Here is a 13,808-nt window from a genome sequence, read left to right on the forward strand (position 1 = left end):
TTTAAATATGCGAAAAAAATAAATTAGTTAAATAATTTCCATTTCTTTTCCTATTTTTTGATAAATCGCTACTGCTTCATCAAGCATTTCCTTTGTATGTTCCGCAGTCGGCATATTTCTGATTCTACCTGTCCCCAGAGGAACAGTTGGATAAACGATTGGTTTAGCATAAATCCCATGTTCGATCAGTTTCTTAGAAAAAGTCTGAGTCACTTTTTCATCTCCTAAAATAACTGGAGTGATAGGTGTTTCAGACACACCGATGTTATAGCCGACTTTTTTCAATTCTTCTTTAAAATAATTAGCATTTTCCCAAACTTTTTCGACAAGTTCCGGATGTTCTTGCATTAAAGAGATCGAAGCCAACGCAGATGCAGCTGCTCCAGGAGTTAGCGAGGTAGAAAATAGAAATGGCCGGCTTCTGGCTTTCAACCAGTCAATCAGTGTTTTTGAACCAGCTACATAACCCCCAACAACACCTACAGCTTTCGATAACGTACCCATTTGCATATCAATTTTGTCGCTTAATCCAAAATGTTTGACGGTTCCTGCACCTTTTCCAGTTACACCTGAGCCGTGCGCATCATCTACATAGGTGATGAGTCCATATTTTTCGGCGATTGGGATGATTTCCGGCAATCGTGCAATGTCTCCATCCATGGAGAAAACCCCATCTGTGATATACATGATTTTTTTATATTTCTTACTTTCTACGGCTTCCTTTGCTTTATTCTCAAGGTCTTCCATATCTTGATGTTTGACTCGGATGATTGTTGCTCCGGATAAACGACATCCATCAATGATAGATGCATGGTTTAATTCATCCGATAAGATAGCATCTTCTTTTGTCATTACTGCAGAGATAGCGCCCATATTACAGTTGAATCCAGATTGAAAGGCGATTGCAGCTTCTGTCCCTTTGAATTCTGCGATTTTTTCTTCTAATTGTTGATGGATCTTCAGCGAGCCATTGATTGTTCGGACTGCACCTGCTCCTACGCCATAAGTTTCAGTTGCTTCAATACATGCTTTCTTCAATTCTTTGTGATTGGCAAACCCGAGATAATTGTTGGATGCCAGATTGATCATCTTTTTTCCGTCTACGATGATACAAGCACCATTTTCGCTTTCTAGTATATCGATCGTGTTGTACAATCCCTTTTCTTTCAGTTGCTCCAATTCTCTCTCCAAATACGTCATTAACTCTTTGGAAGACATGGTCTCCACCTCCATATTCATCTGTCTTGCAGAACATCCCAAACATATATCTTGTCATTCATCTACGAAGCAAGTATGCCACACGATTGGTAACGCTTACATTAATTATGAGAGTTATTTAACCATATTTTTTATTTACTGCATCTTTTTACTTTCCAAGAACTTGGATAGTATGAAAAGTTAACTTTTAAATAATGGTGGTATATTGATTTACCTAGAAAGAAAACACAACAAAACCATTGTTGGAAGCTAGCTAGATAAAATCTAGTATATTCTGAATTTTTAAACTATTTATCGCATAGACCAATAAAAAATAAAAAAATAAGCAAAAAGCTTTCATCTTTATTTATCAGCAATTTTTAATCTTATTATCTGATCATTTTTTCACAAAATATTTATATTGAATTTGAAAAAAGACTGTGATAAATGTCTTATCACAGTCCCTTCTTCCGAATAAACGGTGTTCTCCTGCCAACTCCTCGGTCACAATCTCCATCATTTTTTGTTATTTTTGATCCAATTTTCTGGTGTGAAAGATGGATCGTCAATAGACCACTCTAGAAAAAATTCTTCTAAAAATTCACGCATAAAGCCTTCTCTACGTTTGGCTTCTTTGTATCCGTAATCAGTGTTCATTTTATCAGGTAACAAGAACAGTTTTTCATAAAAATGATTGATCACTGTCGTGCCTTTTCGGTAATTTTTTTTATCCTTGAATGTTTGTGGATACAGTTCAGAATCAAAAATCGGGTGTCCATGTCCTCCACCGAAATAAGCAGTTCGCAAAATGCCGATTGCTCCTAACGCTTCGATACGATCAGCATCTTGAACGATCTTCCCTTCCAAAGATAGTTCGACTGCTTCAGAGAGATTTTTAGAAAAGGACATATTTTCGATAATGGCAAAAATCATTGAAATCTGTTCCTCTGTGATTGGCAAAGAGCGAAGAAATACACGAAGCTGTTGCTTTGCTTCGTTCTCATCTTTAACGACTTTATCATCAATCGTATCATGCAAGTAAGCTGCTGCAAGCGTCACAAAACGGTCTGCCTGCGGTTCCGTATCCAAAATTCTCTCTGCTAGCTTGACGACTCTTTTGGTATGATCGCTTCCATGTCCCGTTTGATCATGTGCTAATTTTTCCATGCTATAATCAGCGATTACTTGTAATTTATCCATCCAGTCCACTTCTTTCTTAAGTAAATAGCTGAAAACATCTAATCGATTAGATGAATTCCAGCTATCTTTATAAATAGGTTTTATTTTACTTGATATACATTGAAATATAGCTCTCTCATGTAATCGATCAGATATTGCGGATTAAGTGGTTCATGCGTTGCATCCATAATCAATTGATTTGGCTTTCTAGATGCACCATATTGATGGATATGCTCTGACATCCAATTTTTGATTGGAGAGTAATCATCTGACGCTAGAACATTTTCCACATCTATTTCTTGCTGCAAAGAATGAAGTAATTGTGCCGCATACATGTACCCCAATGCATAAGATGGAAAATAACCAAAGCTTGCACCTGACCAATGAACGTCTTGTAGGATACCTTCCACATCATTTGTTGGTCGTATTCCCAGATACTCTTCATATTTTTGATTCCATATTTCAGGTAATTCAGCAACACCTACGCCTTCATTGAAAATCATTTTTTCGATTTCATAACGAATGATGATATGGAGAGGGTAAGTCAAACTGTCTGCCTCGATACGAACCAAACTTGATTGTGTATGTTTCAATGAACGATAAAACTTGTCAAAAGGAATATCATCGAATGTTCCTTCTGCACATTCCTGGAAGAAAGGATATTGCTTTTTCCAGAAGCTGCGACTACTTCCCACAATGATCTCATTAAACAACGATTGTGATTCATGAATACCCATTGATGTGCCTTGATAAACCGGTGTATAAGCATATTTATCATCGATGTCTTGTTCATACATTCCATGACCAGCCTCGTGGATCACTCCAAAAACAGCCATTTTGAAATCTGTTTCGTTCCAGCGTGTCGTGATCCGTGCATCATTTGGATTGATTCCAGTCATAAATGGGTGGACAGTGTCATCTAGACGACCACGACTAAAATCATAACCAAGTTGTTCGATCACTTTTACTACAAATCTCTTCTGTTGTTCCTTTGTCATTCTCCGATTTAAGAAGTCTGTTTCAGGTTCCGTCCCTTTTTCTTGGAGCGCACGGCGGATCGTAAGAATTCCTTCTTTGAGTTGATCAAATACCTTATCGAGGATTTCAACAGTCATCCCAGGTTCATATTGGTTAAGTAGAACATCATAATCTGTCTTTTCTTCTTTTTTCCAATAAGGTATCAATTGTTTTGTCAATTCGATATTTTGGTTCAATGATTCTTGAAAATCAGAAAACTGTTGTGTTTCTCTAGCTTTTTGCCATTGACCATGAGCGGAAGAAACAGCAGCTGTATATTTTCTCATGAGATCTTCCGGTACGCGATGTTCTAAATCATACTCTTCTTTTACTTTGTCAAAAACGGACGTTCCGACTTCCGATAATTCTTCCGGATGTTCAGAAAAATAGCGAATGGCTTCTTTAATTTTTGGACCGATCTTTTTTGAAAAATAAATACTGTAAAGATAGCTATCTACTTCACTCCGGTATTCACTAGCTTTTTCTGGCATACCTGTTTGTGTATCCCAATCGAGGATTCCTAAAGCTTGTTGTAGAAGATTGATTTCTTTTACTTCTTGTAAAAACTCTTTTTCTTTCATTCCCTATTCCTCCAAACATCCAATTGAATGAATCAATTAGTCAGATTATTCGTCTTTCTCTTTTTTTCTAGGCGGACGAGTTCCCCAATACTGGAACAGATCCGTACGCAAAGCACCATTATACAATTTTCTTTTTTTGGTTGCTTTTTGTCCGTAAAATTCCTCAAACGCTAAGTCGCTAGTCAAGATATATTTACTCCATGTTTTTAATGGACGGAATACATCGCCCATTTCTTTATATAATTTTCGAACGGTTTCTTCTTCTCCTAGTCGTTCTCCGTATGGCGGATTAGCAACGATGACCCCATATTCTTTATCTGTCTTGAAGTCTTTCACTGCTTGTTGTTTAAAGACAATCGAAGAGCCTAGTCCGATTTCTTCAGCATTGGCTTTGGCAATTTCAATCATTCGTCCATTGATATCTGAACCAGTAATATCTAATACAATATCATAATCTGCTTTTTCTTCTGCAGCTGATCGAACATTTTCCATGATTTCCTGACTGAACCAGTCCCAAGATTCGCAAGCAAACTCACGATTGAATCCTGGTGCGATATTATGGCCTATTAAGGCTGCTTCAATACAAAGCGTACCTGAACCACATACAGGATCATAAAATGGACGATCTTTCCGCCAATTTGTCAGCATCACAAGCGCGGCCGCCATGTTTTCTTTCAATGGTGCACCACCTTTTTCTAAGCGATAACCACGTTTGAATAAACTTGGTCCTGTCGTATCCAAAGTTAGCATCACATGGTCTTTCAGCAAAGCTACTTCCAATTGGAAATGTGCGCCTGTTTCCGTCAGCGGAACAGAAGCTGGACGATGATAATACGTGCGAAGACGTTCAACGATTGCTTTTTTTGTGATTGCCTGGCAATCAGGCGTACTATATAGTTTCGACTTGATTGATTTTCCAGCTACAGGGAAAGCTGCATCTAGTGGAAGAAAATCTTCCCAAGGCAATGCTTTTACGTTTTCAAACAATTCATCAAACGTATACGCATCGAATTCCCCAACCACGATTTTTACTCGATCTGCTGTACGTAACCATAAATTAGCTGTAGCGATTGTTTCCATTGTTCCTTCAAATCGTGCACGTCCGTTCTCAACTTGGCATTCAATTCCAAGATCTCTTAATTCTTTACCAACCAGTGCTTCGAGACCGCTTGCCGCAGTTGCGACGAGGTTGAATTTCCTGTTTTTTTCCATACATAATCTCCTTATTTATAAAAAAAGGGGGGTGGGACATCAGTCAGTCCTACCCCACGCTTTTACTCAAACTCCGAATAACCGGTGACACAAAAGTCTGTTTTGTAATAAGAACAAAATACTTTTGTCACGACCTTATTCCCTGATGTTTGCGGTTTTCTATAAGCCATGTTCTGTACTTTGCTTTTCCAGGGAGAAAAAGCAAAGTGGTAACCATCTATCTGCAGTTGTACTGCCTTTTTGTCTTGTTCTTCTTCCAAACAAAAAGCGCCCCTACCATTGTTTGGGTTGCTCGCTCGAGGGGTTTACCGCGTTCCACCGGATGGGTTTCCCCAGCCGCTTCGTCACTGTGGCACTTTCAAGGATACTTAAGCATAGCCGAAGCCTTAGCTTGTTTTCCTGCCGTTACTCCAAAGAGTACCTTAGCTTATGTTTTCGCTAAGCACGAACACTACAGGCATCACAGCCTGTGCGAGCATGGACTTTCCTCAGCCTGATCAAGTCAGACCGCGATTACCCGAAAACCGCAAATTCATTAGTCAAAAATTAAAATTGACGTGTTTTTTCATTATCATCTAAGCTTGTATCTGCATTTGTGTAGTTATTTGGATTAGGTTGTGCTGGTTTAACTGCACTTGCTTGTTGATCAAGCTTTTTACCAAATACTTCACGTTCAAGGTTTGACAAGCGTTTTAAGATATCGAAATTGGTTACTGCTGCGCTCTTCGGTACTTCTGTTTGCTGCACACGTGTTTGAGCTGCTCCTTGAGTTTTAGATAATTGAGCTACTTTTGCACTCAATCGATCGTTTTCTTCTTGTAAAGCAAGGAGTTCTTTGCTGTAAGTTTCATAATCTTTGATGATATTGTCTAAGAATTCATCAACTTCAACGGGATCATAGCCGCGCATTTTTGTTTTGAATTCTTGTTGTAAAATGTCTTTAGGACTATAAACCAAATTCGCCATATTTACACCTCTAGTTTTCATTTACGTAATAACATTTCTACCTTTTTCATTGTATAGGAAAAAAGTTGATAAATCAAACACAATATCGATTATTCACTAAAATTTTGAAGATCGTCCATGCTGATCAGCCGAATTTCGTAGGGATGATCCGCTTGGTAATTCTGTGCATCTTCAAAAAAATACTTCGTTTTCCCAGGGAATTCTTCATCATAGATCAGCAGACAGCCTACTGTATGTTCAAGTATAAAACGAGTATGATTCTTTAGCTGACTAGGTGATTGGTAGGGTTGATGGCTAACAGCTTCGACATAATCTGCTAATTGCTCTGCTAATTGTTTTTTCTCTTGGTTCCCTTCATTCCAGTTATTACCAAAATCAGCAAAAGGATACAAAATACCAATGGAAAGTTCCGGATATTCTTCTTTCAATTCCGCTACTGTTTGCACGGTCCATAGTTCAACGCCCAAATTCCCACTGACAAGTACCCATTCCACCCCTTCTTCTGCTAACTGGCGGAGTTCCCTTTTTAAAACATTTTTAACAACTTGGATTTTAGGGTCATTTTCTTTAAAAACACCGAGTTCGAAACTTCGATACCCAGACACATAGATTACTTTTGACTTATCCATCTCAGATTCCTTTTCTTTCTATCTGCTTTTTTGCTATAATGTGGCCTAGGAGTGTGATTAAAGATGGTATTGCGCTATCCAAACGGCCAACCTTATTATAAGAATGCCTCTCCCGTCGAAAAAATTCAAGAAAAAAGAAAACAAATCACCGAATTCGGCAATCGGGGGATGCGCTTTGAAGAAGCAATCAATGAAAGTAATGAGTATTATCTTTCCCGCGGGTTGGCAGTTATCCATAAAAAGCCTACCCCTATCCAAATCGTGAAAGTAGACTATCCTAAGAGAAGCGCTGCTGTAATCAAAGAAGCCTACTTTACCCAAGCCTCAACCACAGACTATAATGGCGTCTATCGAGGCTTTTACTTGGACTTTGAAGCAAAAGAAACCAAGAACAAAACATCGTTTCCCTTTAAAAACTTCCATGCCCATCAAATCGAACACATGAAAGCATGCCTCGAACAAAAAGGAGTCTGCTTTGTCTTATTATGGTTTTCGACATTGAAACGCTGTTTTTATTTGAATAGTGTTCATTTGATTGCTTACTGGGATGCTCAAAAGGAAAAAGGACGCAAATCACTGCCTTTATCATTGATCGAAGAACTAGGAATAGAGATCAAAACTGGTATTTCTCCGCAGATTCCTTATTTGGACGCGGTTGACTTCTATTTATCAACATTATCTATTGAAGGAGAAAGCAAGAATGGCAAATGAACAAACTAGAAGCTCTAGACGACAGAAACAGCCTACTCCTAAAAAGAGTGTGAAGAAGAATTCTGGCAAAGGTTCTGGGAAGACTTCTGGACCACATAAAAAAGGATTATTTATTAAAATCCTTTTAGGCATCCTCTCGTTTTTCTGTATCCTCTTTTTAGCAGGTGTAGGACTGTTCTGGTATTACGCAAAAGATGCACCCGAATTGACAGATAAAAAATTGGACGCTACCGTATCTTCCAAATTATATACACAAGATGGCGAATTATTCGAAGATCTAGGTGCGGAAAAGCGAGAAAAGATTTCTGCAAATGAATTACCGAAAACATTGGAAGATGCGATCGTGTCAGTAGAGGATCGGCGTTTTTATAAACATATCGGGGTTGACCCTATTCGGATCATCGGTTCTGCCCTTTCTAATTTCACCTCTGGCGGTCTACAAGGCGGAAGTACTTTGACACAACAATTGATCAAACTGTCCTTCTTCTCCACCAGCGCCGAGGATCAGACCCTGAAACGTAAGGCTCAAGAAGCGTGGATGGCTGTAAGATTGGAACAGAAAAAATCGAAACAAGAAATTTTGACCTACTACGTAAATAAAGTGTACATGTCAAATGGTTTGTACGGGATGGAAACAGCTTCTGAGATGTACTTTGGTAAGAAACTATCAGAACTTTCTTTACCACAAACAGCATTGCTTGCTGGAATGCCGCAAGCCCCTTCTGCCTATGATCCTTATGTTTATCCCGATCAGGCGAAGAAAAGACGAGATACTGTTTTGTATACGATGCTTCAAAACGAAAAAATCTCTCAAACAGAATATGATCAAGCTGTCAATGTACCGGTAACGGATGGTTTGCAAGAGCTAACTCAATCTGATGACAACACTAAGATCGTCGATAATTATGTCAAAGAAGTCATCAATGAAGTACAAGAAAAAACAGATAAGAATGTCTACACAGACGGTTTAGAGATTTATACGAATTTGGATCTGGATGCTCAAAAGAAACTATATGATATCGTCAATACGGATCAGTATGTCTCTTATCCAGACGACGAGATGCAAGTTGCCTCCACGCTTATCGACACAAATACTGGGAAAGTCAAAGCCCAGATTGGCGGGCGTCACATCGCAGAAGACGTGACTTTAGGCAACAACTTAGCAGTGAATACTTCCCGTGATTTTGGTTCTACGATGAAACCTGTCACAGATTACGGACCAGCTTTTGAATATTTGAAATATTCTACTGGAAAAACTATCACTGATGCGCCGTATAACTATGAAGGCACTTCTACTCCTGTAGGAAACTGGGATAATCAATATATGGGCACCATTACTTTACGCCAAGCACTTTACTTATCCCGTAATGTTCCAGCAGTCAAATTATTCAATGAAGTCGGTTCAGATAAAGTGGCTTCTTTCTTAAAAAATCTTGGGATCGAATACAGCACGATCCATCAATCGAATGCGATCTCTAGTAATACGGAAGAACAAGATGGGACAAAATACGGAGCTTCTTCCTTAAAAATGGCAGCAGCCTATGCGGCTTTCGCCAATGGAGGAACCTATTACAAACCTCAATATGTTAATAAAATCGTCTTCCAAGACGGTACAGAAGAAACTTATGAACCTGATGGAAAAACAGCCATGTCTCCAGAAACAGCTTATATGATCACAGACATTTTAAAAGATACAATCACTGAAGGTACTGGTACGAATGCGCAAATCGCTGGGTTATATCAAGCCGGTAAGACCGGAACATCAAATTATACAGATGACGAATATGCGAAACTTGGTATTTCTTCTGGTGTATATCCAGATATCCTATTTGCGGGCTATACACCAAATTATTCGATTTCCGTGTGGACAGGTTACAACAAGAAAATGACACCTGTCACTTCAGAATCGTCACACGTGGCCTCTGATGTTTATCGCGAGCTTATGCAATATGTTTCAGCTAACGTGACAAATACAGACTGGGAGATGCCAAGCGGTTTGATTCGTGTGGGCGGTGAACTGTACTATAAGGATCAATATACAGTGAAATCAAATACAGTTGCGCCATCAACAACTATTCCTTCTTCCAGCTATGTCCAGGCTCCTGAAAGCTCAACAACAGAGACGACGACTCAAACTAGCTCTACTAGTCAAAGTGAATCAACCGCTGAGTCCTCAACAGAAAGCACGACAGCAGAGACAAGTGAGCCAGCGTCATCAACGACGGTTCCTTCTTCTTCATCTGAAGAAAGCTCGACGCCGTCTTCATCTACTCTTCCTTCTTCCAGTGAACCAGCAACTAGCGAAGCGGATGCTGCAAATGACCATACACCATCCAGTAGCACCTCAGCTTCTGGAAACAGATAGAAAAAAGAAACCACGTCTACAGGCGTGGTTTCTTTTTTAGCGTCTTTTCTTTTAGGCGCATCCGATTTTTCCCATCTTGACATATTGATAGCAAAGGACACACCTCACACTTAGGATTTCTTGCTGTACAATGATATCTACCGAAAAAAATCAGTGTATGATGTGTCTTTACCCATAATTCTTGCGGCACTTTCCGCATCAGTGTTTCTTCTACTTCCATGACCGAGGCATCTAGTTTGCAGATCCTCAGTCGTTTTGAAACACGCTCAACATGGGTATCTACTGCGATTGCTGGTATCCCGAATGCATCTCCTAATACGACATTTGCCGTTTTTCTGCCCACGCCAGGAAGAGACATCAATTCTTCTCTTGTCGTTGGTACTTGTCCGTCGAAACGTTCAATCAGCTGCTGCGCACACGCTTTGATATTTTTTGCTTTGTTACGATACAAACCAATCGTTTTTATTTTGAGGATGATTTCATCGATTGAAGCATCTGCTAATGCATCAGGTGTCGGGAAGGAGGCAAACAAATCTGGCGTTGCTTTATTTACTGATACATCTGTCGCTTGGGCACTTAAGATCACTGCAATCAATAACTCAAATGGATTATTGTGTTTCAGTTCTCCGTGTGCTTCTGGGAACATTTCATACATCGTTTCTAGAGCTTCCATCGTCTTTTGTTTGCTTAACATATTCTGCTACTCCTCCAACCAATTTTTCAGCGAAACTTTTGGCAATTCTTCTTGTTGAGTCGGCTGTTCTACTTCTCTTTGAAGAAGTTGCTGTTTCCTTCGTTTTTGGTCTTCTTCTACTTGCTGTTTTGTACGTAGATTTTTTCTTTCCCACGATAGCAAAATGCGGTCAATGTAATTAAAACTATAAGCCTGATTCAATACGGCTTCCCGTAGTGCTAGCTTCAAAATTTCCGGCTGATAATGGTCTTCTTCTAGCCATTGACCAATCCGCTGGAACTCGATCGAAGAAAGCGGGCGTCCAAATTCTTGTTCAAATAATTGATACACTGACTGGATTTCTTTTTCTTGTATTTTTTCTTCGTATTTTTTTTCTTGTGTTTTTAAATACTCACCTAATTGATCATAAATAGGGTAAAGATTATATCGATCTGCTTTTTTACCATTGACAATCGTCGTTTCTATCTTGATAAATCCATTTGTTACGAGACGATCCAGTATTTGAAAAATCTGGTCTTGTTTGATTCCCATATCTATAGCAATCATCTGCAAATCAGGGAAAGTATCTCCTTCAAGCTGTGCCATGTGCAACTGTAGAACAAATAAAAATTCTTCAGATTGCAGACCGATCCTATGATAATTTTTAAGTAAAAGATTAGATATGACTGTTTGTCCAGCGCTTAAGTATTTTTCTAAATTCAACATGATTTCTCCTCCGCTCAATCACAGTATACGTAAAAAAAACATGGGAAGCAAGAACAGGTTTCTTTTCTATTGCTTCACTGATCGGTCAGATTTATAGTGTCGTCTACTTGATTTTTGTTTGTTTATTTTTTTGATGTGCATTTTCACTTTTCGGAATAAATAAGTCAAGTAGATTTCGCTGCTCCTCATAATGTTGACAAGGAAACAAAATTACTGTACACTTTTTTTGTTTCCGAGTTAACATTATTGTATAAAGGAGTTTTTTAAATGTTCAGTTTCACAAATAAACATTCTAAAGTTTTTGGATGTATTTCTGTCTTATTCACTGGATTAGGATTTACTATCGTCAGTCCTGTACTTCCTTTTTTAGTGCTTCCTTATTCCCACTCCGCACATCAGCAAGCTTTCTATATCACTTTGCTCATGTCTGTTTATGCTCTAGCTGCCTTCTTATCTGCCCCCATTCTCGGTAGCTTAAGTGATCATTTCGGGCGTCGTCCGATCCTTATTATCAGTTTATTAGGATCAAGTATTGGATATTTGATTTTTGGTTTAGGAAATTCGATATGGATGTTGTTCCTTGGTCGTATCATTGAAGGATTGACAGCAGGAGAAATCTCCACCTTATATGCTTACTTTGCCGACATCACGGAACCTAATGAAAGAACCAAAGTTTTTGGATGGATGGGTGCTTTAGTCGGTATAGGAACAACGCTTGGTCCTATTATAAGTGGTCTATTAGCTGAATTGGGAAATTCTGTTCCTATATTTATTGGAGCACTCTTTACTTTCTTAAATGCCGTTTATGGCTACACATTTATGCAAGAAAGCCTTCCAATAAAAAAACGTTCAGTAGATTTAAGTTTCTCCCATGTAAGACCTTTTCACCAATTACAACAATTATTCAAGATTTCATCCGTTATTCCTTTATTGACAGTCGGTTTTGCTGTTTGGTTAGCGGCTGGCTCTCTGCAATCTATCTTTTCTCAATTTTCGATTGACACCTTTCAGTGGAAAGCGGGGTTGGTTGGTTTAAGCTTCTCTTTGATTGGAATCTTGGATATTGTCTCGCAATTATTCATTATGCCTCGATTGCTCAAAAAATTTTCAGAACAGCAGATCACAAGAATAGGAATGTGCAGTGAAATCCTCGCCTATCTATTCATCACATTATCTGGAATTCTTCTACTGCCGGTTTTGTTTTTATTTGGGATTATCTGTTATGGTTTCGGCGATTCTATTTTTACTCCTGTATTCAATGGCCAACTATCCAATTCTGTTTCAGAAAACCAGCAAGGTCTTGTAATGGGCGGTACCCAAAGTATACAATCTCTATCGCGCGTCATCGGCCCGCTAATCGCAGGACAGCTTTATGCCGCAGCACCAGTTCTTCCGACGATATTCGGGTTTTTGCTTATAATCTTTGCCTATTATTATTACAATATAAAACATTAGTTTCATTTGCTACTCCGTATAAATTCTCTGTATCGACCGATAAAACGAAATACTGTGTCAAATTCTTCTTTTGACATATTTTCAAATACAGCAGCATCTCGCTGGACCCATTTTTGATGTAGTTGCTCGTGTCTATTCTTTATTTTTTGTCCGATTGGCGTCAATTGAAAATAGATTTCTTTTTTATTCTCTTCGCTTTGATAAGTGTTTATGATCCCTCTGGCTATCAGTTTTTTTGTTAGCTTACTGATGGCTCCTCTAGTCATATAACTAGCATTCGCTAATTTTGTCACGTTAGGATCAGGGATTTTCCCGATATGTTCAATCACTTCTAGTTCATTTAGCGTAAATCCTGCAAATTCTTTTTCCATTTCTGGTTTATTACGATGAATAATCTCATTAGCTAAATCCAGATATTCTTCTATTAGCAGCTGTCTTTTATCCATTTCTACACCTTCTTTTTCTTTCATTATATTATTTTTTTGTTTCCTAAACAACAAAGTTAAAAGGATTTTTGTAGTAAAAAAGAGAATGAAATCAAGAAAAAAGGGGTTTGACAAAAATGTCATAACCCCTTTTTCCGAATAAACGGTGTTTAAACATCATCTTCTGTTTCTAGTTCATACGGCTGTCCTTCATATGTGTACTCCGTATTCAACGTGCCGTCATTTTCATCTGAGTAGATACGCCGACTGAAAGGAAAACGATGAGAAGCATTATCTTTCGCATCTTCTGCTGGCATCGTATAATATTCCTCTTGTGTTTCATTCAATTGAGAGAGCACTTGCTCCGCCAACTCATCTATATTGATCGTCGACTCCTTCGCAACATTTTTATAATCTTCTAAAAATGCATCTTGTTGGACAAAATATTCTTTATTCATCTTCTTTCTCACCTTTCTTTTCAAGTTCAAGTAAAACTGCTTGTTCTTTTACGTAACAACTTTATCTTTGTTGCTTATTGTGACAAAAAATGCGAAGAAAGACAACTAATTGTACTTTTCACAAAAAGACAGAGGGTCGTGACAAAAAATACGTCACAACCCTTTTTCCAAAATAAACGGTATTTAGTCAAAACTAAACAGCTTTTTCCTAACC

The 13,808-nt window shown here is 38.5% G+C and carries 13 protein-coding genes and 1 other RNA gene; 3 read left to right on the top strand and 11 right to left on the bottom strand.

What is annotated here, in order from left to right:
- Positions 1-27: 27 nt before the first annotated feature.
- From FTX43_RS11310 to FTX43_RS11340, 7 genes are all read right to left on the bottom strand, one after another.
- On the bottom strand, positions 28-1,218 hold the full coding sequence (locus tag FTX43_RS11310) for a glycine C-acetyltransferase (protein ID WP_002309350.1): 1,191 nt from the start codon (positions 1,216-1,218) through the stop codon (positions 28-30).
- A gap of 495 nt (positions 1,219-1,713) precedes the next feature.
- Positions 1,714-2,397, bottom strand: coding sequence for an HD domain-containing protein (locus FTX43_RS11315; protein WP_002313797.1), 684 nt, complete (start codon positions 2,395-2,397; stop codon positions 1,714-1,716).
- Positions 2,398-2,477: 80 nt separating this feature from the next.
- Entirely contained in the window at positions 2,478-3,974 is a 1,497-nt protein-coding gene (locus tag FTX43_RS11320) for a carboxypeptidase M32 (RefSeq protein ID WP_002309354.1), read from the bottom strand.
- Between the two features lie 45 nt (positions 3,975-4,019).
- Positions 4,020-5,186, bottom strand: coding sequence for a class I SAM-dependent RNA methyltransferase (locus FTX43_RS11325; protein WP_002309357.1), 1,167 nt, complete (start codon positions 5,184-5,186; stop codon positions 4,020-4,022).
- A 157-nt stretch (positions 5,187-5,343) separates the two neighbouring features.
- An RNA gene (gene rnpB, locus FTX43_RS11330) (RNase P RNA component class B) lies at positions 5,344-5,711 on the bottom strand.
- Between the two features lie 21 nt (positions 5,712-5,732).
- On the bottom strand, positions 5,733-6,152 hold the full coding sequence (gpsB, locus tag FTX43_RS11335) for a cell division regulator GpsB (protein WP_002309359.1): 420 nt from the start codon (positions 6,150-6,152) through the stop codon (positions 5,733-5,735).
- A gap of 89 nt (positions 6,153-6,241) precedes the next feature.
- Positions 6,242-6,781, bottom strand: a complete 540-nt coding sequence (locus FTX43_RS11340; protein WP_002309361.1) for a DUF1273 domain-containing protein — start codon at positions 6,779-6,781, stop codon at positions 6,242-6,244.
- 63 nt (positions 6,782-6,844) lie between these two features.
- Between FTX43_RS11340 and recU the strand changes: the two genes are divergently transcribed.
- Together recU and FTX43_RS11350 are read left to right on the top strand one after the other, a co-directional pair.
- On the top strand, positions 6,845-7,492 hold the full coding sequence (gene recU, locus FTX43_RS11345) for a Holliday junction resolvase RecU (protein WP_147607075.1): 648 nt from the start codon (positions 6,845-6,847) through the stop codon (positions 7,490-7,492).
- Positions 7,482-9,857: a PBP1A family penicillin-binding protein gene (locus tag FTX43_RS11350; RefSeq protein WP_002309364.1), complete on the top strand. Its 2,376-nt coding sequence runs from the start codon at positions 7,482-7,484 to the stop codon at positions 9,855-9,857. Before recU ends, FTX43_RS11350 begins: the two co-directional genes overlap by 11 nt.
- 16 nt (positions 9,858-9,873) lie before the next feature.
- Here FTX43_RS11350 and nth read toward each other — a convergent pair whose 3' ends face one another.
- Positions 9,874-10,551 carry an endonuclease III gene (nth, locus tag FTX43_RS11355; protein WP_002309365.1) on the bottom strand — a complete coding sequence of 226 codons (678 nt, stop codon included), beginning with the start codon at positions 10,549-10,551 and terminating at the stop codon, positions 9,874-9,876.
- Positions 10,552-10,557: 6 nt separating this feature from the next.
- Positions 10,558-11,256, bottom strand: coding sequence for a DnaD domain-containing protein (locus FTX43_RS11360; protein ID WP_002309366.1), 699 nt, complete (start codon positions 11,254-11,256; stop codon positions 10,558-10,560).
- A gap of 267 nt (positions 11,257-11,523) precedes the next feature.
- Between FTX43_RS11360 and FTX43_RS11365 the strand changes: the two genes are divergently transcribed.
- Positions 11,524-12,711 carry an MFS transporter gene (locus tag FTX43_RS11365; protein WP_147607076.1) on the top strand — a complete coding sequence of 396 codons (1,188 nt, stop codon included), beginning with the start codon at positions 11,524-11,526 and terminating at the stop codon, positions 12,709-12,711.
- Between the two features lie 2 nt (positions 12,712-12,713).
- On the opposite strand, the gene FTX43_RS11370 is transcribed toward FTX43_RS11365, so the two are convergent.
- Both FTX43_RS11370 and FTX43_RS11375 read right to left on the bottom strand, forming a co-directional pair.
- Entirely contained in the window at positions 12,714-13,157 is a 444-nt protein-coding gene (locus FTX43_RS11370) for a MarR family winged helix-turn-helix transcriptional regulator (protein WP_029743112.1), read from the bottom strand.
- A 149-nt stretch (positions 13,158-13,306) separates the two neighbouring features.
- Positions 13,307-13,594, bottom strand: coding sequence for a DUF5960 family protein (locus FTX43_RS11375; protein WP_002309371.1), 288 nt, complete (start codon positions 13,592-13,594; stop codon positions 13,307-13,309).
- Between the last annotated feature and the right edge of the window lie 214 nt (positions 13,595-13,808).

Source organism: Enterococcus sp. DA9 (assembly GCF_008000875.1).
Lineage (GTDB): Bacteria > Bacillota > Bacilli > Lactobacillales > Enterococcaceae > Enterococcus_B > Enterococcus_B lactis.